1 protein-coding gene is annotated in these 26,867 nt (G+C 57.1%); it reads left to right on the top strand.

The annotated features are described in order from the left end of the window. The first annotated feature begins 44 nt into the window (after positions 1–44). On the top strand, positions 45–26,867 hold the full coding sequence (locus Pla100_RS30670; protein ID WP_197167855.1) for a PKD domain-containing protein: 26,823 nt from the start codon (positions 45–47) through the stop codon (positions 26,865–26,867).

The raw sequence follows: 26,867 nt of genomic DNA, 5'->3' as shown, positions 1-26,867 counted from the left end.
AGCTCGTCAAGAGGCTCGAAAGCCGCAGAAGCGAACTGAAGGCGTTGAAGCGAACACAATTGCGTTTCGAGATGCTGGAGACGCGAGCGCTGTTGGCATCCGACCTGACGTTCGATGCGGCTGCCGAATCCCCGCAGGGTTTCGATTTAACTCTCGCGTCGGACGGCACCAACGTGATGCTGCGGGAGACGCAAAACGAAGCAAACGTCCTCGAGTCACAGCCGATCGCGGATTTCAGCGGCAAGGTTTTAATTGCTGGCACGGATCAGGCCGAGAAGTTGATTCTTGACGCCAGTTTCGCTGAGACGTTTGCCGCCAGCTTTGCGGGGACGATCGACGTTGAGTTCACCGGCGTCGGCGACGACATGTTGCAAGGCCCCGAGATAACGAATCTCTGGGAGATCATTGGTGAGAATTCCGGGATGCTGAACTCTCGTATTTCCTTTACGGGTGTCGAGCTACTCGTCGGCGGTAGCCATGACGATACTTTCAAGATCAAAGATCAACAGATTATCGGGGACGGTGGCAAGATCACCGGATCAATCGACGGTGGAACGGGAACCGGTGAAGACAAGCTCGACTTCTCGTCCTACGACCAAGGTGTGACCGTCAACCTGAGCGAAGGTACTGCGACCGCCGTTTTGGCGTTCTCGAACCTGGATTCCTTTGTCGGCGGGAATCAGCACTACTTCACTTACGCGTCCACAGCCACACCAGACAAGGTTGAACTGGGCCAGCGCGTTCAACACGACGGAAAGATCTATAAGTACGTTGGAGAAACGGATCTGCTGCCTCCAACCGGTAGCAGTACGGTGCAGCTCTCCGCGCAGAACTACGGCGACGATACGAATTGGGTGCTTTCACCAAGCAACACGCTGATCGGCAGGGATGCTGTGAGTACCTGGCGGGTGAATGATGTTGACCGGGGTGCGATCGGCACGGGTGCGAATTCAGTTTCGTTCAAGGATTTTCAAAATCTTACGGGCGGTGGTTATAAGGACACGTTCACTTTCGCGGTCGGTGGGAGTCTGACCGGTTCGCTGGACGGCGGCGCTCAAGGCTCGTTTGATTTCACGACGGATAGTCGACCACCGGTGGTGAATACTGGCGACCGCGTCCTCCAACAGGATGGGAGCATCTACCAGTACGATGCAACCACTCCGCTTTCGCCGATCGCAGGAAGTGGGTCAGTAGATCTTTCGGCTCAATCGTATACGGGTAACGCATGGAGCATCGTTGAACACGAAGATGACGTGTTGAATCTCGCAGCTTTGACGAGTGGCGTGACTCTGGATTTGGACAATGATCGTGTCCTGGCTGAGACGACGGTGGTTGCTCCGGTCGTGCATGGTATCGAGCAATTTATCGGCGGGGGCAGCACGGCAGACATCATCGCTGGGCCGTCGTCGGATACGAACTGGACCATCACGGGTGCCGACGAGGGAAAAATTGGTGTGATTGGTTTTCAAGGTTTCGAGAACCTGACCGGTTCCGGCGCCTCCAACGACCTATTCATCTTTCAAGGGGCAGCGTCAGGCTTGACAGGCAGCATTGACGGCGGCGCCGGCGGGAATGACACGTTCGGTTTTCAAAACGGGACCTTGGACATTTTCAACGGATTGAATAGCGGCAGCGCGGACCAGAGCGGGTCGGCGTCGAACCGTGAAAACGCGGACGACACGATTGACTACAAGAACCTGGACCATCATTCCCTGGGCGCGTCTAACAAGCTGATCGGGACTCCGCTTAGCGATGACGTGACGCTTCAAGTTGATCCCAATAATCCCAGCCAACTACTGGCGACCTTCGCGGGCACGAACTTTCTGACCTTGGTTGGTGGCAGCTATCAAACCGTGGCCGGCGTGCCCTTTGGCTTTACTAATTCGCAAGTCTACGAAATCGACCTGCGGGGCGGTGACGACACGCTGACCATCGGCGATCTTGGCAGTCAATTCCGTGCGGGTTTGAAGTTCATTGACGAAGGCCAGTCGCCTGACGAAACGTTCGTCGGTCAAGTGATCGGCTCGCAAACCATCCTTGGTGCGTTGGGAACGGACCGTGGTGGCAGCGACACCATCAACATCACGCACGACATCAAACTGCCCGGCAAAGCGGTTGAGCTCAGCGCCGAAACGATCCACGTCATGGGCGTCTCGATTGACACCCGTGACGTGAACGCGGCTGGAAGATCGGTGGGAGACTCCGGCACGATCTCGCTCTCGGGCAGGGAGATTACGCTGAACGCAAACTCGCAGTTGCACGCTGAAGTCAGTGATGCGCTCACGGTCTTCAAGGGCGGTGACATCTCGATCACCGCCTCGCAGTCGGCTATTTCAACCGGGGAGAACCAGTCGCCACTGTTGGTAAAGACCAAATCGGCCAAGATCAACATCGCAGAAGGCGTGAGGATCGCTGGGGACGATATCAGCATCTCGGCAGAGACGCTCGACAAGTCGTTCCATTCACTGCTGGGCACCAACACGCTGGTCAACAACTATGTCATTGGGCCGTTGCAGGACCAGGTGCAGGGGCTGGCAGACTTGGGGCTGCCGGTGAAAGTACTGATCAAAGAGTCGGACGCGCTGGTCGACATCAAGCAAAACGTAGAAATCGTTGGCGCTGGTCACGTTACGATCAAGGCAACGGCAAGTAGCGACAGCAACGCGAGCGTCTCCAGCAAGCTGTTCAGTGTTGGCTACAGCCAGGCCACCGCCTCGGCGATCGTCGAGTTTGCCGGATCGACCAATCCCGACTTGAACACCGTCGTCACTGCAGGTCAGTCATTGCTGGTCCAATCCAATGGAACGGCACATGGGTCGACGAGCACGTCGACCAGCAAGAGCTTGGGCGACTCGGATCCAACCAAGCTTTCTGTATCCATCGCCGTCGCCAAGACGGATGCGGTTTCCAAGGTCATTGTGCCGCATGGAGTTCTCATGACCTCCGGAAAAACCGCCAACATTCTTGCCAGCGGTAACAGTGACACGTCGGTCAATGCCGAGTCCGGGCTCTACTCGAACGGATTGGCGGGCTTGTCCTTCGCGGTTGGATTCTCGGACGCGGACATCAAGACCGAGTTTGATGGCGAAATTCAAGCCAACCAAGAATCGGGTGCCGTGGTCAAGGTCGAATTTGATCCGACCAAAGATGACGTCATTAAGGACAACAAAATCAACCTGGCAATTGCGCTGGGTAACACGCAGGCGATGAATGACAGCACAACCGTCCCCCACGCGCTGAAGACAGGTGATGCGGTCAGCTACAGCAATCGTCGAGGGACCAGCATCAGCGGTGTGGGGATCGGTCAAGTAAAGGGCGGTTTGGTAGACGGGCAAACCTATTATGTCGTCGTCGATAACGATCCCGACTACATCTATCTCTCCAGCACTCGTGCCAAGGCGATCGCTGCGGGTAAGAAGCTGGCTGCCGGGCAACCACTGGACTTCAACAGTGCGATCAACCCACTCTTGGGCGATGCTCTTGCGTTGTCAGACGGGGCGGGCCTGAACGAAAAGACGTTTGACAAAACAAAGGTCGATTCAACAAAAGATTCGATCACGCTAGACAATCCGCCCGCGACCGGTGGCTTAAGCCTTGGCTTTTCACTGTATAACTCGACGTTCGAAGTCGGGCAGGCGGTTCGATACTCGTCCACAGGCCAGCCGATCGGCGGCCTGGTGAACGACAAGATTTACTACATCATCGCTGACACCAATGAGACCAATCTTAGTGGCAACAGCCGTTTCGCCTTGCGTCAAGTCATCCGGTTAGCCGAGACCGAACTCAAAGCCCGGGCCGGAGTCCACATCGAACTGGATCCGACAAATGCTAGCTCGACGGGCCACAAGCTGGCCGCGCAGCACGTGCTGGATTCGGGATTGACCACCGGCGTCGGCATTCTCGCGAACCTGGATACCAGTGACGCGGCCAGCGCGTCGGCCGGTCTATCAAGCGGGGAATTCGACCCCAAGGCTTCGACCACCAAGCGGGAGAAGGTCCATGACGCACTGACGACCTCCGCAGGCTCTCGAATTTATGACGGCTTGATGGGAAAACTCACCGGCCACAGCGAGTATGAAAACGTCAAGCAGCAAGTGGGTTCGGATTCCAAGTTCAACCTTGCCGGTGCGTTCAGTGTGATCATCACGGACCACAAGGTATTGTCGGTTGTTGGAGACATCGTTGATGGCGACGGATTCGACGCAGCTTTCGATCACATCGAAAGTCAATCAACGGTTTCCCGTGCGAAGCTCAAGTCCAAAGAAGACTTGGAGGTAAAGGCCGAGATCAGCGAGTCACTGCAGCTCAGTGCCGAAGCCACCAATGAACCGCAGGATGGCGGTTCCATTGAGAACACCGATCTCGAGGACGGTGATAAAAAGAACGTCAAGCTGGCCGCGAGTGCCGCCGTAACGGTTGGCGTCTTCGACAATCAGGCCAAAGCGATCGTGCAGGAAGGCGCAGAACTGGACGCCTACCGGGCGACACGCGTCATCTCGGACGTCTCTTATCCGATCCTCACTCGGCCCGACGAAGTCATTCCCAATGGCGTCGGCGAATTGGTCGACAATCTGAAGGCGGGAGCAGACATCGTTGACAGGGTGAAGGGGTTCATGACAGGCGACTCGGGGCTGGGATCGTTTATGAATACCTTTACCCGCAGCACGGCAAAGGCGGACGAGGGCGGGGCCGGGCTGGCGGGTTCGGTTAATTTCCTCGACTTTGACAATACTTCCAAAGCGATTGTCAGACCGAACGTCAAAATCAACCGCGATGAAGAGTTCCGTAGTAAAGATGACGACGGAATCGAGTCCGGCAACGAAACCGTCTCGGTCCAAGCAACCAATTACATGCAGACGGTCAACGTCACCGGCGTGTTCGACTTTAATCTGCCCAGCCTCTCGCTCGACAAGTTCAAACCCAAAGCGGATGCGGGATCTTTTGGGAAGGACGCCCGAAAGGATTCAAGCACGCTGGGCATCCTCGGCAACAAGACCCAACGAGGCGGCGTCGGTGCCTCCCTGTTTCTGAACTTCCTTGATAACACGACGCACGCCGAAATCGAATCCGGCGCATCGGTTTACACCGGTTGGCTGGGTGGCCTGAACATGAAAGCAGAAGAGGCGATCTTCAGTTTTGGGTTTGCGCAGGCGGGCGCCGAGGCCAAACAATTCGGTGTTGGCGGAACCGTCCAGGTCTATGTGCAAGATAGTGACACCCGCGCGCAACTTTCCAGCGGCGTCATCGTCGACGGAGCGGCAGTGCCGATTGGCAAGACTGAATACGACGCACCGGGCAGCCCCATCACTGTCTACGCGGGAAGCCTGGAAACCACGATTAACTTTGCCGGGGCCGTCGCCAAGGCGGAGAACATCGGTTTCGGAATCACCGTGGCGATCAACGACATCGATCGAAACACCAGTGCCATCATCGGCAACATTGACCCGTCGATCGATACGACCCACGGCGTCGCGATAAGCGACAAGACCAAAATCAACACGTCCGGTCCAATCAAGGTCAATGCCAAGAACGATGGGGCGCACTACGCGTTCACGCTCGCGGCTGCCGTCGCGGGCGGCGAAAGTCCGCCTGAACCCACCGAGAATCAGGGGGGCGAGTCACCCGTCGAGGACTCCAAGACCGGGCAGAAGGCCAAGTATGGCATTGGAATCTCAGCCAATGTCTCGATTAACACTCCTGATGACCACGTTTACGCCTACATTCACGATGCCGGCACGATCGCCGCCAGCAGTGTCGACGTATCGGCCATGAATGAAACGGATCTGTTTGCCTTGGCTAGCGCTGCCAGCGTGGTCATCCCAAGTGCGGGCAGTCCCGGTGCGGGCAGTTCCAACGAGGCCGCGATTGCGGGTTCGTTCAGCAAAAACAAACTCGAGGGGAAGACTCGCGCCTTCATCAAAGGGGGCACTGCAGCGGCCGGATTGCAACTGGACCCAGGCACTAGTCTATCGGTCATCGCGGATCGCCAAGGCAACCTCCGCGCGATCACCGCTGGCCTCGGTGTGGCTGTGAATAAGCCGTCGGGGACGGGGACGGCGAACAGCCTGGTCGTCGCCGGTTCGGTCTCGCTGAATGATATCAAGAACACGACCGAGGCGCTGATCGTCGGCGTGCATGATAGCGCGACCGCCCCGCCAACGACGAAGTATGCGACGACGGTTCAGGCGAAGGATTCGTCCTCCATTTTCGCTCTCGCGGGCTCGATCACTGTCGGTTTGACCCTGGGCGACGGAAACAACCTGGGCGTCGGATTCAGCCTGGGAATCAACGAGATTGATAACGACACGATCGCGGCGATTGAAAACTCGGAACTGCGCCGTCTGAGCGACCTCACGGTCTCAGCGCTAAATGAAGCAGAGATTCACTCGATTACCGCTTCCTTCGCTTTGGCCGCGGGCCGTGGCAAGGCCGAAATCGCCCTTTCGGGAGCTGTGTCTTACAACGATATCGAGGCCAACGCCAACGCGCATGTCTCCCATGACGCAATCCTGGTCGCCAGTGGCGACGTGATGGTGAAGGCCGTCGATGGTTCCTACATTCGATCGGACGGCGGCGGCGTCGCGATCGGCGTCAAGGCGGACGGGATGACTGGTGGCGCGGGGGCGCTGGGTCTTTCCGTGGCCATCAACGATGTTGACAGCAAAACAAAAGCCTTCATGGATGCCGCAAAGGTCACGGCGGACGGCAGCATCATCGTGATCGGCGAAGCAGCGGGTGCCGGCGGAGGCACGTTGGATTTCCTGAATGCATCCGTATCGTCCAACAAAATTGCCTTGCCGAAGCACGGCCTAAGCGATGGCGATCAGATCGTTTACGACACCCTGAATAGCTCCGATCAAGCGATTGGCGGCCTCAAAAAAGGAACGCGTTATTACATTATCAAGGTGGATGACGACCACGTTCAACTGGCCGACTCGATCCCGCATGTCCATACGTCTCAGTCGATCACGCTGAGCACGACTGGCGCTGGAAACGATCATCGGCTGTCGCGTCGAAACCCCACGATCAACGCGATCTCGGTGGCCGCCAGCGTCGGCGTCTCGGTTGGCTCCGGCACATCCATCGGAGTCGCCGGCGCGGGCTCGTTGGCGTTCAACGATATTGATAATCACGTCGAGGCTTATGTTAAGGACAGTACCGATGTGACTTCCAAAACGGGAAGCGTCGATGTGATCGCTCGCGATGCTTCGGAGATCAACGTGGTCTCGGTTGGCGCGTCGGTCAGCGTGGCCGTCAGCACGGGAGGATCGAGCGGCGCAGTCTCGATTGGCATCTCTTTGGCGCTGAACGAAATTGACAATTCCCTGAAGGCCTACGTGGACAGTTCGAAGATTACCACGATGGCCAGTGGTGGCGACATCAATGTGAAGGTCGTTGACACGGCCAGCATCGACGCCGTCGGGGTAGCTGCTTCCGTGGCGATTGCTTTTGGCGAATCGAACGTGATCTCATTCAGTGGCGCTGGCGCGGCCGCCAAGAACGTGATCCTGACCAAGGCCGACGCTTTCGTTGACGACGCCATGCTCGATAGCAGTCAAGATGTTAATGTCACGTCCAACAGCACGTCAAAAATCGACGCCATCATCGTTTCCGCCAGCCTCGGTGCCGCCTCGATTGGCGTTTCGGTGGCCCGCAACTTCATCGGTTGGGATCCGCGCGTGGTCGATGCGAGCGACAAAACCACCGACGACACACTCGCCATCATTCCGAAGGGCACGAAAATCGCGGTCAAAGGCGGTGTCCGCGACGGCGACGTGTATGAATTCATTGGAGACGACCGAGTCGTTTACGAGCATACCAACACCGACGGTAGAGTGATGGTGAGTAAGAACACTCGCGTGAAGGTCGCCGAAGCCTTGTATCGTTGGAACGGCGGGTCCGAGATGCGAGACCTCGGCGCCCAAGACTACTCGGGAAACAGTAAGTGGGTGCTGATTGGAGTCAGCGATCTAGGCAGCCAGGACTTTGCCAACCCCGATGATTGGAAATTGGTTCGCGCCAGCACGCTCAATGACGCCGCCACGGTTCAGGCTTACGCCAACGATTCGACGATCAAGGCGGCCGGCGACGTCTTGCTGGATGCCGTCGCCAGTCAGGCGATCGATTCGCTCGTGCTCGCGGGATCAGTGGGTATCACGGCGCATGAAGAACTTGCCGTGGCGCTCAGTGGCGCAGGCGTCTGGGCCGAAAACCGCAATCAAACGCTCGTCAAAGCCTACGCGGACAACACCGCGATTGATGCCCACCACTTGCAGATCGAAGCGAGAAACGTTTCGACCATTCAGGCCGATGCGGGCGCGGCTTCGGTCGCGCTGTCTGTCGGCGGCGAAACCGGCGTATCGGTTTCCATCGGAGGTGCGCTGGCGTTCAACGAGATTGGCAATGAGGTGGAAGCCTACATTGCTGATTCAGCCGACATCAAACTGAGCGGGGACTTGGTGATGGATGCCAAGTCGACTGGCGGTGAAATTGAAGACGCTAGGTTCAGTAGCGGGCAAACACCGGCGGTGGAACTCGCCTTGGGTGACACCGTGGAAGTCGATGCGAATCATGAATCCGGTGGAGTTCCAGGACGGATCTACCGCTACCGCGGCTACGCTGATTTCTTGTCGACCGACAAACTGCCGCACATCCGCAAGGGCCACATCATCAAGAGGGTGGATGCACCGGTCAAGTTTTATGAGTTCGTTGGAAGCCCTTCCCAGGGAGCTGCGATCACCGACTTGAGCACCGAGAATTACGGTGACACCTCACGTTGGCAGATTCATAAGATCAATCTGGCAAGCCAAGACTATTCCGAAACCGGGCGTTGGGAACTTGCCGACGCGGCGATCAAATCGCGTACCGGCGCGGCTTCGATTGCGGCCACCTTCGGCGGCACAGACGGAGTTTCTGTGAGTGGCGCTGGTGCATTTGCTCACAACGTCATCAACACCAAAACCAACACGCATATCGTCAATAGCACACTCGATGTGAAAGGCAAGGTCGACCTCGACGCGGTCAGCGATGCTTCGATCTCAGCGATTGTCGGCGCGATTTCCGTGGCTATCGGCGTCGGCGGCGAAACCGGCGTGGGCGTGTCGATTGGACTTGCCGGGGCGGTCAACCGAATTGGCTTCGACCAAAAGGACGATCAGGCGACCTCAGAGGTGTTGGCCTATATCGACAATTCAAGCATCGACGCCGACGGCGATTTAACGATCAACGCCCTGGCCAACCAGAACATCGACTCGATCGTCCTGGCAGGGGCCGTAGCTGCGGCCGGAGGCGGAACTAACGGCGTGGGTGTAGGCGCTGCAGGCGCGTTGTCGGTCAACCGGATTGGCACGGACGTCAAGGCTTACATCACTGGCAACGGCGACCACCATATCCATGCAGACAGCATTTCGATTTCGGCGCAGGACACGTCTAAGATCTCGACCATTACGGGAGCCGCTTCCCTCGCGGCGGCAATCGGTGGCACGACGGGCGTGGCTGTTGCGGTTGGTGTCGCATTGGCGTTCAACGACATCCACAACAACGTCGAGGCGAAGATCGATGCGATCAACGACGTGATGACCCGTTCCGGTGATATCAGCCTTGAAGCCAAGTCCAACGGGACGATCAATGCCATCGCCGCCGCCGCTTCGGTGTCCATTGGGGTTGGCGGTACTTCTGGGATCGCGGTCAGCGGAGCCGGAGCCGTCGCCAAGAACGTGATTCTCTCGGACACGGATGCCTTTGTCAGCAACAGCACTTTGGTGAGCGCGGCGGACGTTGACATTCATGCTGAAAACAAGTCCGCGATCAACGCGATCATTGCCGCGGTCAGCGTTGGAGTGGGTGGCGGAGGAACGACCGGCGTCGCTGCCGCGGTTGGTATTTCCATCGCCAAGAACTTCATTGGTTGGAATCCCAGCGGTTTGCTGCCAGCGGCCTCGTCGGGCGCTACGGTGTATTCTTCCACAGACCATGTCAAGCAGCAACTCAAGAAAGGAACTCGAGTAAGGGTAAAAGGCGGCGCGCGCGACGGTGAAACCTACGAGTACATCGGCGAGGATGTCGATCTGTACAAGCATGAAGACTCCGGTTCACACTCCCTGGCGAAAGGCGATCAGGTCAATTCGGCGGGCAAGATCTATCGTTATGTCGGAGACTCGAAAACACTCGATCTGGCTGCGGACAAGCAAAAGTACAGCACGTCCAAAGACTGGACATTCGTCGGCAGCAGTCGTTTTGACGGCCAGGAGTTCGGCGATGTCAACTCCTGGAAACTGGTCCTTCCCGATGACCTCACCGATGCGGCCAGCGTGCAGGCTTACGTTCAGGATTCGGCGATCACAGCCGCCGGCCATCTCCGTCAAACCGCGTTGGCCGAACAATCAATTCGGGCGGCGGTGGTTGCCGGTTCTGTGGCCTTGGCCGGTGGTGGCACGACCGGTGTTGGGTTTGCCGGCGCTGGCGTCTACAACGAAAACAGAATCCGGTCGCATGTGAAAGCCTTTATCGATGGCGATGGGGCTCACGGAATTCAAGCGAGCCGTGTGACATTGAATGCCCATGATAAATCTGACATCGCCGCAGTCGCCGGCGCCGCGTCGGTGGCGGGTTCTGTGGGCGGAACGGCGGGCGTCTCGGTCGCCTTGGGCTTATCGCTCGCATTCAACGAAATCAGCAACGTGGTCGACGCCTCCATCACCAATGCCGATCAAGGCATCACCGCGACCCTCGGCACTAGCGATGCAATTCATGTGTCGGCGACATCATCCGGAGGAGATGAATTCGAACTTGACCTGAACGCGCAGGGAATCACCTTTGACCATTTGGACGACCTCGCCCAGGCCGACAAGGACAAGGACGACGGCGGTGAGAACGAGGCGCACCTCGACATCACCGCAGATGCGGCGCTCATAGACAGTCTTCGCAAGGCGTTCGAGGTTGCTGGAAAGGTCTTACCGCACGTCAGCACGGTGGCGAACAACTTCAAGTTCAAGTCGACCGACATCAAACCGAAGTCCGAGAAGAAGGACAAAGACGAACAGAAACTGGAACTGCAGTGGGGCGATACAGTTAAGGCTGCCGCGAACCAACATCCGCTCGGCTTGCCGGGCCGGGTCTTCCGATTCATCGGCGAGAAAAAAGAGCTGTTCCTGCCGGACGTCATCTTCACAGGCAGCGACTGGGCAGAAGTCATTCCACTGAGTGTGTCGGTTGCAAGTGATGAGGGCACCGGTGAATTCGACAAGGACAAGCAAGAAGTACGCCGAAGCACGTCCTGGGTGGTCACGACCGGTGACGGAACTGCCTACACGGTACACCGGGATGCGAAAGACTCCGACAGTATTGCGAAGATCCGAGTGAGCCTCAGCAATATCACCGTGATCGCAGCGGCCGCTTCGGTGGGCGTTGCCATTGGAGGCGCCGCAGGCGTGTCCGTGGCCGGGGCAGGGGCGGTTTCTCAAAACGTCATCCTTTCCTCGACGAATGCTTCCGTCGATGACAGCGTCTTGAAGAGCGCCGGTGGTGTTCAGATCGAATCGAAAGGACACTCGGAAATCTCCGCCCTGGTGGCGTCCGTCTCCGTCTCCGTTGGCGTTGGAGGAACGGCGGGCGTTGGTGCCGCGATCGGTGTTTCGGTTGCACGCAACTTCGTCGGTTGGCATCCCGACAAGAACGAACAGCCCGCCAAAATTCATAGCCGGATCAACAACTCCAGCATTGATGCTGCCGGCGACCTGACGCTGACCGCCGATGCCAGTCAAGCGATCAACGCTCTGGTGATAGCGGGATCGGCCGCTGTCGGGGCCGGAGGCGTGGCTGGTGTGGCGGTTGCCGGTTCGGGCGTGTATGCCGAGAACCGAATCGGAGTCGACGTGGATGCGGCGATCTCCGGTGATGGTGACTCGGGTATTCAAGCCCGTCAGGTCACACTATCTGCCCAAGACGACTCGACGATCAACTCGATGGCCGGTGCGGTTGCGATCGCTGCTTCATTCGGCGTCGCGGCCGGCGTGTCTGTATCGCTTGCTGGGTCGCTGGCAACGAACTACATCACCAGTTCCATCGAATCCTATATCGAGGATGCGGACTCGATCAGCCAAACGGTGTCGGGCGAAACGATGCAGGGCATCACCACGACAGGCCCAGTCATCATTACCGCGACCGAGACATCATCGATCAATGCTGGCTCCGCCGCTGCGTCGATCGCCGCCGGTTTTGGTACCGCGGGCGTTGGGGTCAGCGGTGCTGGTGCCGAGGCGACAAACACGATCCTGACTCATACGAACTCCTACGTGGATGGCAGTCACATAAACAGCGGTGGCATCGTGGATCTGGACGCCAAAAACAAGTCCAAAATCGACGCGGTGATTCTCAGTGCCTCGCTTGCCGCCGCGGGTGGCGCGGTCGGTGTTGGTGCGGCGTTGGGGGCCTCATTGGCTCAAAACCTGATCGGCTATGAAAGCAACGGCTACCTATCAGATCCGACCGAAAAACCGGCGCTCGTTCAAGCGTATATCAGCGACTCGACGGTCAAGGTCGGCGGTGACCTGACAATCGATGCTCGCGCCGAACAAGAAATCGACGCGGTAGTGATCGCCGGGGCGGTAGCGATCTCTGGCGGCGCCGTTGGCGTCGCGTTGAGCGGTTCGGGAGTGACCACTCAGAACTGGATCTCCGCCGACGTCAAAGCCTTCATTGACGGTGACGGATCGACCAGCGAAATATCCGCCAAACAGGTGCTTCTGAACGCCCACGATGTGTCCACCATTGATGCTATTTCCGGAGCGGCTGCGGTGTCGGCGTCGTTCGGAGCGTCCGCAGACGCCAATGCGGCGGGCGTGGCGATCGCGAAGAATGAAATCACCAACAATATCGAAGCGTACATCCAAGACGCGCACAAGGTAACTTCCATCTCGGGCGAGATCTCGGTGATTGCCCAGGAGCAGGCCGGCGTCAACGCGACGACCTTTGCAGCGGCGGCAGCCGCCGCGATTTCGCCCGCGGGACTGGCGACCAGTGGCGGCATCACGAGCGCCACGAACGTGATTGCCAGTGTTGTGAAGGCGTTCGTGCAGGATTCCGGGGAAGTCCGGTCGAAAAAATCGGTTGAGATCCTAGCGAATGATACGTCGAAGATCAGCTCAGACATTGTCTCGCTCTCGTTGGCAATCGCGCCAGTTGGCTTGGCCGTGGGGCTGACCACCGCAGATGACACGAACCGAAGCAACGTTTCCGCATTCATTGAGAGCGCGAGTGTGACCGCTGCTGGCGGAAATATCTCCACCACCGCCACGTCACATCCGACGATCGAAACCCACTCGCGGGTCGCCGCCGTTTCCATCAGCATCGGCGCGTCCGCTGCCGGTGCCATCTCGAATACCACGATCGAAGGCACGACCGAAGCTTACAACGAAGACGCCACGTTAACGGCAAGCAACGGCGATGTGATGATCAACGCGACGTCAACTTCACTGGCGAAGCCGGTGAACGCCGGTGGTGCGGCGGGCTTTGCGGCGGTCGCAGCCGTTCAGTCCGAAGCTAACATCGGCGGCGAAACGAAGGCCTATGTCGGTGGCAATACCAAGATCGACGCCAAACAATTCAAGGTGAAGGCGGAAGATAAGAGCACGGTGACGCCTACGACCAACGTTGCGAGTGCCGGCCTCGCTGCCGGCGCCATCGCCGATGCGGTTGGCGAAATCAGCCGACATACGGCAGCGTTCATTGCCGTCAATAGCACGATCGAAGCCGGCCAAACGGCTTTGACTTTCGATGCCAAATCAAACTCCGAAGCCCGGGAAGACACCAACGTATTATCCGCCGGCGCGATCGGCATCGCCGCAGCAAAGGTCGATTCCACCATCAATTCGACTACAAAGTCTTACGCCGGATTCAACGCCGTGGTCAACGCGGGGGCCATTTCCTTGAATGCGGATGCCACCAATCTGGTCGAAGCACCAGCGGACATGAAGAGCTTTGGGCTTTTAGCTGGAACCATCATCAGCATGACGACGGAGGACATGAGCACCGTGGAAGCCTACGCCGGGCCGTCGACGAAGCTGAATGCTTCAACCGACGGTGTCACGATCCATGCCACCACACATTCGACATCCACGTCCGATACGAGAATGAAGGCGGAAGGACTTGTTGGCGCCGGTGGGGCACGCTCGCACAGCACCTCTGACACCAAAACGCATGCGTACGTGGGCGAGGACGCTCATATTTCCGCACCGAACGGCACGATTTTGTTGAATGCGGACAGCACGGCCGACGCCCGAGCTACAGGCCATGGCTTCGCCGCCGGTGCCGTGTCGGTGACCGTCATCAATCCCAAGGCAACGGTCAATCCGGAAGTCAGCGCCTACACGAGTAGCGGTGGCAGTCTGGTTGGGAAGAATGTCACCGTGCATGCCCATTCGAGGGCCACGGGGAACGCGATCGCGGATGGAGACACGGTCGGGGGCCTCGCCTTCGGCGCACTTTCGCCCGAAGTGGACATTACCAATTCCAACAAAGCGTCCGTCGGGGACAGCACGACGATCACCGCGACGGAGACAGTCATCGTCTCGGCAACGTCAAATAACTCCGGAGAACCATCTGCGGAAAGTCGTGCCGGCGGTGCCCTCGCTTTATCCAGTGCAGGTGTGACCTTCGACGTCGTCGACAGAACGACGGCTGAAGTAGGCAGCGGAGCAATCATCAACGCTGACAACAGCGTGTCCGTCGAATCGTCAACAAAAACGACGGTCACCCCGAAAGCGATCGTTCACAGCGTTGGAGCAGGCGTTCTGCCTTCGACAACCGTGACAATGACTGTCGTGAACGCGACACGCACAGACGTTGCCGGGAAATTGACAAGCCCTCAAATCTCCATCAACGCCTTGGCTACCGAGCTTACCGTGATGGCAGAGACGGAATCGGATGCGATAGCGGTGGTGGATAGTGCCCACGCGACAACAAGGGTGACGACGAGCTCGAACGCCGAAATCAATATCGGGCAGAGCGCCGTTCTAGATGGTCATGATCGCGTTACCCTGAAGGCATCCCACGGCTCTGTGAAATCCGAAGCAAATGCCAAGGCCGTCTCGCATGCCCTCTTAGGCGCGACCTCGGCCACGGCCTCTAACAACTTTACCGCAACAACGACGGTAAACACGATGCAGGGATCCAAAATCTCCTCGAGAGCTCTGACGGTCGAGGCACTGTCACCATCGGATCCAACGTTTACCGCCAATCCGGTTGCGAAGCGTGCCTTGGTTGAGTTCAGTGACGGACAGACAAAAACAGAACTGCTTACGGCGAATCGAACGATCGACTTCAATAGCCATGTCGTGATTCCTGGGCCAACCAGCCCGTTGCTTGTCATCGGGGAAAACGGCGAAGTGGTCAAGCAAGTCAACGTCGAGTTTGAGCAAAACGATTCTGAAATCGTGGTTCAAGATATCGTCAATGGTGGACCGCTTTCAGGCGCGATCACGTTCCGCATCCCCACATCCGTCCACGACGACTCAACCGATGACGACATTTCCGCCTCGGCGACCTTGACAGGTGACCACGCGGCATTCGAATTCGATCGAGGCTTTGAAGCGGTCACGTTGACTAACCACTCACGCAAGGACTTGCGCGTCAACCAGATCAACGTTCTCAATCCATCGACGCGAATCGTCTCACCGGTCACGTACGTTCCAGAAACACTGCAGCAGAAGTTCTCGAGTGATCGGTTCACGACAACGGCGAATGGCACCCACCTCGAAATCTCGAGTACTCACACCGACGGCGGGAATGTGATTTTAGCGGGCAACATCAACAACCCTGTTAGCACGTCTACCTCAAACATCACCAGTACCGGAGACTCCATCTCGGCGACCGAAGGCAAAGACTCCCACGGTCGTCCCTCGATCCTGATCACGACTCCTACTCTGACGCTCCATGCAGGCGGAGCAATCGGCACGGGCGACATTCCTATTCACGTCGGCGGAGACAGCACGACTTTGACCTCCGTTGCCACGGAGGGGATCTGGATTGATCAGAATAGCGGTGACCTTGTCATCGCCCAGGTTTCCAATGAGAACAACGTGGTGGATCTTCACGCCCTCGGCTCGATCCTGAAAACGGACGCGACGGTAACCCAAGGTGCGACACAGACGGCTGACATCGCCGGTAAGGATCTATCCCTCCACGCGGTCAAAGGTAGTGTCGGTGCGAAAGACGATCCGCTCACCGTCTCACTCTCGGGTAACCTCGTCAACGTACGGGCCACCGACGGCGTCACGATTACCTCTGTTCAAGGCGCACTGAATATCACGGATCGAGTGTCCTCCCTACACCAAGACGTCACGCTTGCGGTAGCCGACACGAACGTCGGTCCCGTCGGACAGGACTTTTCGCTGGCCGAGAATGCCTTTGTCAGGGCCGCCGGTGGCGCCGTGACGCTGTCGGTCGCGAACAATGTCCTCCTGCCAAAGGGCAGCCTGCTTCATGCGTTCGGTGCCCTCACGATCAAAACCGAAGAACAGCGTACCGGTCAGACCGACGGCGTGATCATCGACCTGCAGGGCAAAATCAAAGCACAGTCCATTGACATCACCACCAGCCATCTGCCCGACACGGTGGTGATGACTTCGATTCCAGCCAATACACCGACGGTCGTCAGGACCAGAGAAGGCGACGACGCGATCTTGATCGGCAGTTCCGCGACGGTTCCAACAAGATTCGACTCCTTATCAGGCGAGAATCGATCTGTTGTCGGTAGCGAAGCTGCGGGCGCAGCGATTCCCTCCGGTGCGCTCAACACGATTCGCTCGACCATTACCGTGGATATGGGCGGTGGCGGTGAAGACACTCTCTGGCTCGACGACTCAGGTGACCTGCAGCCCAACCTCGCGACGCTGACCAGCGGCCAAATCGAGGGCCTGGGAATGGGGGCTGCGATTAAGTTCACCAATGCGAACGAAGTCGATCTTTACGTTGCCGGTGGAACCACGGTCGATGTCAAGGCGACGTCTCCCTTCGGTACCGCAACAAATCTCTACATGCCGTCCACAGGCACCACCACGGTCAACATCCACAACGACCAGCGGCAACTCAGCGGCATCGCGGGGCCGATCAAGGTGTTCGGAAATAAAGCCAGCACCGGTCGTAGCATCGTGAACGTGGATGACAGCGGAAACGCCGTCAATCAAGATGGGAAACTCGAACGGGGCGAAATTTCTGGCTTGGGGATGGAAACAGCAATCTTCTATCAAGACACCAGCGAACTGAATCTTTCGTTGGGTGCTGGAGATGATGGGTTTGAGGTCACCGGCGTTGATTCCAAGACGACCATCGACCTGGGGGACAGCAACGACATCGTGTTGGTTAGCAATCTGACCAATATCCGAGACACACTCCTGATCTTGGGTGGCGAAGGCGCCACGGACAATCTGCGTATCGACGCGGGAGATGCGAAAAGCAAGCTGACGATCGATCGCCGCACCGACACTCGCGGCGTGATCCGGGTATTCGACGAGACCACCAATGCGGTTGAACACGTCGGTGAAATCGCCTTTGAAGGGATCGCCGATTTGAGCCTCACGCTGGGCAATGGCGCTGACGAAATCGAGATCATTGATACCGTCGTCCCAATGACCGTTCTTGCCCAAGGTGGCAACGACACGATCACGGTGCATAACATCTCGCATCCCACAGGGATTGGGTTGGGCCCCGGAACGGCATCGGATGAAGGGACGGATCAGATCACCGTGCTAGACAGCCATTCAAGGTTGACGATCGTTGGCGATCCAGCCGCTGATGGGGGTTTCGACGAGTTGATCCTTGATCGCTCCGCGGCGTTGCAATCGGTGAATGCCGAAGTCAAAAGCGCTGCGGGGCTCGGCTCTGGCTTACTGACTGGATTCACCTCCGGTGAGATCAACTTCGTATTCCTTGATGATGTTCAGGTGCGTCTTGGTGCGGGCAATGACAGGATCACGGTGGATACTGATCCCGACGGAAACGACCGATTGGCCAATACCAAGCTCGAGATCCACGGCGAAGACGGAAACGAGCACGTGCGGATCCATAGCATCAGCAAAGCGGCGGAGACCGTCGTGTTTGGAAGTGGTCACCATGATGCGGTCGAAGTCGTGATCGCCAGTGCCCCCACGGAAGGCCAGTTCTCGAAGTTGCGTTTGGATTTCGAGGGACTGATCATCAATAACCAGACGAATGACCAGCCTGTCGACTGGAGCGTTGAACAGGACTTTGTCAAGGCGGTGAATCCGTCACAGGACCCCAATACCGAAGCGACTCCCTTCGAAGTGATCTCTTCGTTTGGCGCTGACTTTGTCGAGATTCTGGCTGGCGAGGGTCAACACAACACGCTCCATGTGCAGAGCGAGCTTGCCAGCGAGGGGACGATCAAGGGAAACAGCGTGGATCTGAGGGCCGGCATTGAGGTGTTGGATTCCGAAAACAGATTCAACACATTCAGCGCTTTGGAAGACGTCATTACGTTTGATGATTTGCTGGAATCAGGTTCCGAGACCTACTCGGAAGACGGGTTCAGCTTCAAAGGGTTCTTCACTGTCACCTCCTCATTGGGTGATTTAACGGGTTTTGTCGCCCCCGGTCTGCATGTCGAGGGTGGCGAGAAGCTATTGGGAAATGAAGGGTCCGCCACCACCATTTCAATGACCACCACCGGTGGCCCTTTCTTCACCGTCTACGCCATGGACGTCCTCGCATTGGGAACGAACAACACAATCACGTTCACCGGTACAACGATGAACAACACATCGTTCGAGCATCAGGAGACGATTTCCGGCGACGGAATTCAGCGCGTTGAATTTTTGGCATCGACTCCGGGATTCAAGGCATTGAAGGAGTTGCATTGGGACGCATCGCAATTTGCTGTCGACAACATCGTCGCCCGAGATCTCGAGATTTTAGTTGGACAGGAGGAAACGTTCTCGGAACTGAAAACAACAATCTATTCAGACTCGACCTTTGATCTTTTCGTTCAGACCGACACTGGCAAACTCTTCGTGGACAAGTCCCAGAACGGGCTCAATAATTTCGGCACTGGCGGAGATGATTTGGAGATCAGTAGTGGCGACGACTTCTTCGGCGTTTCGCTTCTGGTCACGATGCATGAAAACAACATCACGGAATTTCAATTCCAAGGAAATTTGGATATTCCAGCGAACACGACCATTCGTACCATCGGAACTTCCCACCGAGCCTTTTCCTTTACGGCTCTCGGCGATGTCAACATCGGTGCTGACGTCCAGTTTGTCATCCCGGCAGGAACCTCTGGCGGCGGCCAAGGAGGCTCAGGCGGCAATGCTGGCAATGGTGGATCCGCCGGCTATGGAGGAGCGGGAGGTTCTGGGGGTGCACGTGGTGTTTTCGTAGAAACTAGCGGACAAGATGGTGGCAAGAATGGGGCATCGGGTGGCAATGGGGGACAAGGCGGTAGCGGGAATCAGGGAGGTAGTGGAAGCACCGGCAGCGCTGGTACGCCAGGGATTAACAGCCAAACGAGCTCCGGCGGATCCGGGGGTGTCGGAGGCGCCGGAGGAAGTGGTGGTGCGGGTGGCAATCGAGGTACGGGGGCTGGCAGTGGCGGAAGTGGTGGAGACAGTCTCTTCACGATACTTGGCGATCGCCTCACGGACAGTAACGGCGACGACGGATCCCCAGGCCGGGATGGGCGCGATAATTCCAGTTCCGGCAAGAACGGCACAAGTGGCGGTTCCGGGAGTTCGGGGCTCTCTGGGCAGAATGACGGAATCTATGGCTCGATCAGCGGCGGCGCTGGCGGCGGCGGCGGCGGAGGAGGAGGAGGTGGAGGTGCTGGCGGTGGTGGCGGTGGCGGTGCCGGTGGCGGTGGCGGTGGATCAGGCAGCGAAGGATTCGACTCGGATTTGCAAGCCTGTGTACCCAACCCACTCGGTAGTTTTTTTGGTCCGAAATTTATTTGTACGCCAGCTCGTGCAACTGAATATCCGAATGGAGGGAACGGAGGCAGTGGCGGCAGTGGAGGTCGCGGCGGCGCCGGCGGCAGTGGCAGCTCCGGTGGATGGGGCGGGGCCGGTGGCGCCGGAGGCGGCGCGTTCGAGATTTTCGCTTATGGACAACTCACGATCGGAGCTCGTTCCTCGTTGGATGCCTCCGGGGGTGATGGGGATTCCGGTAGCGGTGCTGGAAACAGCGGTAACAGAAATGGCAGTGCAGGAACCGGAGGCTCGAACGGCGGGAACGGTTCTTCGAGCCCAGAGAAATCGAAAGATGACGGAAAGGTTGGTGGCCACGGCGGCGACGGTGGCGATGGCGGTAAGGGTGCCGCCGGCGGCAACGGTGCCGTCGGTAAGCCAGGGGGCGACGGAGCGGGTGGCGCGGGTGGATCGATTCGCCTAGTCGGGACCTACTTAAACACATCGAACGCAGCCATTGACGTTTCGGGAGGCAGCGGCGCAGGTTCTGCAGCCGGTGGTGGCCACGGACGACTGATCCTTGGAAGCAATCAGGGTCTTTCGTTCCGCGATGGATCCCTGATCGGTGTCGGAAACGCCCCCTCCAATCACGGCGACGCAAGCCTGGAGTACCTGACGGGGCCGCGGCGAGCAAACGCTCATACCAACGACGCGTCGACCACGGAGGCTGGTACATCCACCCCGCGGATCGCAGGGCTGCGTGGTGGAGCCGATATCTACGGTTTGCTGACCGAGATAGACAGTTCGGACTTTTACAACAGCTCCGAGTTGTTCAAGGATGCCGATAGCGATGCCGTCGCAGCGGTCGCTCGCTTCGATAAAAATCCGCTCACAAATGTGAAATACACCGGGTACGACTTCATCGTCATCGCGAATCTCACGAACATTTCCCTTGCCAATCCGCAAATGGGCATCGTGGGACAAGATTTTGCTCAACCCTTGCGAGCGGGCGGAATCGACGGTGACCGCGAACTGAAATCGCTGCCACCACACTCGGTCTGGGTCACCTTGGTGCCGGAGGACCGGACGAATCAGGACGCGGAAGGGCTAACGGTCAACGCTAAATTGTCCGGTTTTGATTCGTTTTCACACGTCTTCTTCGACGGGGAAGACCAAACTCAATTCATCAAAGTCGCGCGCCCCAATCTGGACCTCAACACAAAGTTGGATGGGCTGAATGAAATTGCCTCTAGTGCCGACGGCAAACATCTCTATGGGATATCCCACAGCAACCAAGCACTCGTGGTGATCGATGCTGCGACGGGCGAGGAAATCCAATTGAACCCCGCCGGCTTCGAGATCACCAAGCCCACGTCTGTGGCGGTTTCCCCGGACGGTAGCAAGGTCTACGTGGGCCAAGAAAATAGTCAGGTCGTCACGTATCAACGCGACGCCGACAGCGGACGGTTAGCGTTCAGTGAAAGCACCCTGGCGACGCCATCCCGCAGCCTCACCGGCACGATCAAGGTCCGGGTCGAGGATCAGGTTAGCGACGAGGCGTTCATCGTCACGGTCAAGGGCACCTCGCAAACGGTAAACGGCGATTCCGATGGCGCGTTCCGGTTCGATGCGATCGAAGGCGACACGCTGGTCATTACTTTCCCAAGCTTGGAAGCGTCGGTCGATAACATTGGTGACGCAGTCAAGATCGAAGTCGATATCTCAGGGGTATCCGAGATATCGATCGGGGCGAATGTTCTGCAAATTCCCACGCTGACCGAGGATGTCTACAGATACGAATTCGATGATTCACCGACCATCGAAAAAACTTCCCAGCCTACGATTCCTATCCAATCGCTTGTTGCGACGGACTCGGGTTTCTTCGCAGGTGGCGGTGACTGGTTGGTGACAGCGGATCGTGTGGTGGATGGTTTCTCCAACGTGATCGACATCGAAGTTCGTTCCAGCGAAAACATTGCCTACGTGCTGTCGACGGACTCATTGCGAGTTGTTCAGCTCGATTCGCTGGCCATCTTGCAGACGTTGGATGGGAGTGAATTGGCGGGCGCCACTGCTGTCACGGTCAGCCCTGACAACCAACACGTCTTCGTTGCCAGTGCGGATAACGATCGCATCTTGGTGTACAGCGCCGCGAGTATCGCCGATGGAGGCGAGTTGACCGAGGCGAAGCTAGTCCAAACCATTCGCAACGGAAGCGAAGGTGTCCGGGGCATGGAAGGTCCCAACCACGTCGCAGTGACTCCCGACAATCGATTTGTCATTGTTTCGGGATCGGTGTCGAACTCGCTCGCCGTATTTGAACAAAAAGATGGCCAGTTGGAATTCCGGCAAGTTCTTCGCAATGACTCCGCCGGCACTAATAACGTCCTTTCGCCAACCTCGCTGGTCAACAGTCCTGATGGCAAACGCTTGTTCGTGTCGACGTTGGGCACGGACGATATTCCCGGCGGATTACTCACGTTCGATGATCTGGACGTGAAAGATCAGGTGTCATCGCAAATTGTTGCTCGATTCAGCAACATCTCGTCGCTCAGCGTTGATACCGGCGATGGAAACGACATTCTGTCAATCGTCAAGGCTCCCGGTCCTGAAGTCGCGACAACCCACATCAATACCGGCAGCGGAAACGATCTCGTTGTCATCCAGGATCTCAGCCATGGCAGTTTCACGGTGGACTTGGGCGAGGGCGACGACCAAGCACAGCTCCGCGTGGGAAGTGACCTCGACAGCAACGTTGTTGTTCCCCCGGTAAACAAGTTTGTCGTGGACTTCAGCTCGGACGAGTACACCGCGGGTCGACTCAACGGTCAGAATGGGTGGCGCAATGGGGTCGATCCAGGCCTGTTGGTCACGGCGGAGGGATCTGTGGTCCACTCTGAAAATTTCGGCAGTTTCGATTTCGCGTCGAACGTCAACGACGATCTATTCTCGCTTCCCGAAGACACAACAGAGGTGGCACTTGAAATCAATATGCGCCAGCGAAGGTCGTCGGAATGGGAAGGGGCCACAGCCGTGTTGGATCAGGACGCCAACCCTCTATTGACCTTCGGGCACGATGGCGTCGGCGGCTTTTTTCTGGCCGGCGCGGATGGTTCGATGCACTTCGTGGGGAACCTCGTGGGAGACGACGCGCTCGAATCGAACCACCATCGGTTCTTCGACCACCGTCTGACCTACAATTTCCAGACCGACACCGGCATTTGGGAAGTCAGCCGTGTTGATGGTGACGGTATCTACACCACGATCACAACTTTCACTGCAAACGACCTCGGTTTGGCCATTGACGACCCCGCTAACTGGAAGGGAATCAGCATCGGTGCCAAAGGTTCCTCGGATATGTTTGGCAACCTTATCGAACTCAAGTTTTCAAGGGATAGCGTTGATGACGATCCTGGATTCGATATCGGCGAAGGATTCGATTTGTGCGATGGATTCGTTAGCGATCCTGAGTCCGATTTCGGACATGGACTCGCGTGTCCAGGGGCTCTGGGTGAAGGCGAAATATTCCAACCGGCCATCTCGGTCACGCTTGATATCTTAGGCGGCAATGGCAACGACGAAATTGATGTTCAGTTGTTGGGTCCCAACGCGACCGCTAGGTTCAGCGGAGGTGAAGGCGACGATCACTTTAGGGTCCTCGGAAACAAGATCGATAGCTTGAGTAGCGTTCACGTCTTTGGCGACGGATTCGTAACAGACAACTCGGGATCGCCAAACAACAACACGCTTGATTTTGATGGTCAAGGTCAAACGATCGTGAAGAATCCGGGTTCATGGTTCGTCGAAGGTCGTGGCATGGTAAGCATGACGGACATCGCCGAACCAACAGAGATTTCTGCCCCCGTGATCAAGTTCACGCAGGAGACCTATGAAATCAACGAGGGAGATTCGCTGACGATTGCTGTCTCGGTAGAACCGAGCAACCTGGAAGTTCACTGGGACCATAATGGCGACGGCAAGTTCGGCGACTTGGTAGGAAATCCGCTGACGCTCGATTGGCGACAGCTCCGTGATTTTGGTCTTGGCGATGACGGGACTTTCCAAATCGGCGCTCGAGTGACCAACGCCGATGGTCTGTCGACATTCGTCTATGAAACACTCGTCATCAAAGACACGCCCACCGAGTTCCAGGTGCTCGCCCCCGAACAGGTCCGAGTCGGCGAGCGGTTCCAAGTTCCGATCTCATTCACGGATCCCGGTGGCGATTCCGTCACCTCCTGGCGCATTGATTGGGGTGACGGATCACCGGAGGAAGAATTTGGCCAGGGCGAAGACATCGCCGAACACCGCTTTCAAGTGGTCGGTGACGTCGACATCACCGTCATCGCCGTTCACGATCACGGATCCGACACGATCACCCATCGTGTCGAGGTGATTGCAGAGCCCAACCAGATTGATGCTCATGCTGAAAAATTGGCCGAGGGCCAGCCACTCACTCTGACTGCCAGCGGATCGGGGACGGTATTGTCATTTGGCTGGGATGTGAACCACGATGGAATCGTTGACGCGGTCAATGCAGCGCATGCCTGCGAAGAGGATTCCAACCGTTCTTGCGGTACGTTCACGTTATCTTGGAGCGAACTCCAAGACATGACGCGTGCGACCGAAAAGCCCATCATTGATAACGGCGAATATTCGGCGAGCGTGCATGCCAGTTATGCAACATCCAGTTTGGCAAGAGTCGAGGGCGGGGAAACTGCCACCGTGATCTCCGAACCACTCTCTGTTTTGGTGGAGAACGCTCCCCCGAGCGGCGAGCTTACCAATGCCGGCCCAGTCAAGCAGGGCGAGTCGGTTGAGATTTCATTCATCAACGTGGGGGATGCTGCCGAAGCAGACTCGGAAGGATTCCTGTACAGCTTTGATTTTAATAGCGATGGGCAGTTTGAAGTAACTGATAGCACTTCGCCCACTGCCATAGCGCCCGCGAATTTCCAACGGCTCGCCGGGTCTCATATCGTCTTCGGGCAAATCACCGACAAGGACGGCGGCAAAGTTCTGCTGAGTACCGAAGTTGAACTCACCGATGAGCAGCCAATCATCACGCTGGAAGGCGAAACGACCGTGAACCAGGGCGAGCCTTACCAGCTTCGTCTTTCCGCCAGCAACCCAGGTGATCACCCAATCATCGAATGGCTGGTGGATTGGGGGGACGGAAAGGCAACTCGATCGCACGAACCAACGCCAACCCTGAGCCACGTGTATGCCGAGGACCGCGAATTCAGCATTACTGTCATCGCGATGGATGCCGATGGCATTGCCGCGATCGAGAACCTTCAAGTGTTGTCAAAGAACATCGATCTCGCCATCACTTCCTTCCGGGTCGATCGAGTGAGTGTTCTCAGCATGACGCCACTTCCCAGTACCGCCAAGTTCAACGATCCTCGAATGGTTGATGGATTCAGCGCCGACCTGGATTGGGGCGACGGCCAAACGTCTTTGGGCACCACGACCTTCGATACAGTGACCGGGTTGGGAACGGTCACGGCCAGCCACGTCTATCAGAAAGGTGGCAAATATGTGGTCAACCTCACGATGACCGATGATGGCGGCGTCAAAGAAACGAAAGAAACCGTTGCCTACGTCGTCGACGTGCGCATCATCGACCGCGTGCTCAACATCAACGGCACGGAAATCACCGATTCTCTCACTATCTATCCCGATCCCAACGGCACCGATTTGATTGTGGAGTTGAAAGATCCGAAGTCTTCCACTTCAAGCCTCCGGAGATTCCCTCGGGCCGATGTCGATCGCATCAAAGCCACGCTGCACGCGGGTTTCAACACGCTCAAGGTGGACCCCACGCTGAACCTTTCAGCCGAAGTCCAAGGCTTGCAGAGTTTTGGTGCGACACTCGCTAATTCATCGGTCACGGAAAATGTCTTCGGCGCGGTCGTTGGCGACATCGCAGTGTTTGGTCCTGGTGCAGTGAATTCCTTCAGCTTTGAGGTCTCCAATCCAAAATTCGAAGTCATCGCTGGCAAATTAAAGCTGCGAGATGACGTGAGCTTCAATTTCGAGGAGCTTTCATCCTACGAAATGCAACTAACCGTTACCGATAGCGGCGGTCCGTCATTCGAGCAGTCCATCACAGTCTCGGTATTGGATGCCAATGACATGCCTTACAGAATCGACTTGCACGGAGTAAACATCAAAGAAAGGCTGACTGGCCTTGTGATTGGTCAACTCGTTGCAATCGACGAAGACACGCACGGTTCGTACGTTTACAGCGTCAATGATCCTCGTTTTGAAGTCAACGGCGATATTCTTGCCCTCAAGCACGACGTTTCACTGAATCGGAACGACACCACAGACGTCACTTTTGAAATCTTGGTGACGGACGGAGCGGATCCAACCAATGCGTTTACCCAATCGTTCAGTTTGCCAATCGATGCAAATCCATCCCCATGGCAAAACCCAGTCCTCGCATTCGACATCGACGGCAATGGATATGTTTCTTCGATCGATGTGCTCAAGATCATCAATTTATTGAATGGCCATCACTCAGAAGCCTTTCCGCTCGAATCGCAAAACAAGCTATCGGAATCTCGACCGTTTCAGTCCAATCTTCCATACTACGATACCAACGGGGATGGAAAACTGACGGGATTGGATGCACTTCTGGTGATCAACTATATGAATGCAAACGACCTGTCTCGTTTTTCTACTGTTTCACCGAGCCCGCTGCCTCTAGACGCGTCAAATGCACCTGAAGGCGAGCAGGTCACAGCGAAGAGTGAGCCAAGCGTCGTGGAAGATGAATTTCTTCCAACGATCGAGGTCCCTCAACGACCCCAATCGAACGATCAAGAGTTATGGCAAGATTCGACGCACGATTGGGTCGACTTGACGGTTCCAAACGAACAAGAAGCTGACGATGATGACCTCGACGACTACCTTGAGTTACTTGCACGGGACGGACGAGTGTGA

Origin of the sequence: Neorhodopirellula pilleata, from assembly GCF_007859915.1 — a bacterium.
Taxonomy (GTDB): domain Bacteria; phylum Planctomycetota; class Planctomycetia; order Pirellulales; family Pirellulaceae; genus Rhodopirellula; species Rhodopirellula pilleata.
This window is presented reverse-complemented; position numbering and strand designations above follow the sequence as displayed.